This window comes from Achromobacter sp. SIMBA_011 (assembly GCF_046535435.1).
Taxonomy (GTDB): domain Bacteria; phylum Pseudomonadota; class Gammaproteobacteria; order Burkholderiales; family Burkholderiaceae_B; genus Achromobacter; species Achromobacter dolens.
The window spans coordinates 1-235 of the sequence record NZ_JAWRWN010001251.1 but is presented as its reverse complement, the minus strand read 5'-3'; the positions used below and the strand labels follow the sequence as shown (position 1 = coordinate 235).

1 pseudogene is annotated in these 235 nt (G+C 56.6%); it reads left to right on the top strand.

Annotated elements, in window-relative coordinates:
* Nucleotides 1–177: pseudogene (locus tag SB816_RS35065) on the top strand (NADPH-dependent FMN reductase); the annotation flags it as partial.
* Between the last annotated feature and the right edge of the window lie 58 nt (nucleotides 178–235).

Below are 235 nucleotides of genomic sequence, written 5' to 3'. Positions count from 1 at the left end.
CGCAACGTGCTCGCCTATCTCGACGTGGCGACGCTCGGTCAACCCGAGATGTTCATCAAGCACGATGCCAGCAGGATCAACGAAAATGGCGAGATTGTGAACGACGATACGCGAAAATTCCTGCAGGCGTTCGTCGATCGCTACGCGGATTGGGTCAAGCGTCAGCTCGGTCGCTGAATCCGGTTTCGATCCGGAGACACAAAAAAAGCGCGGCTCGGCCGCGCTTTTTTTCGTC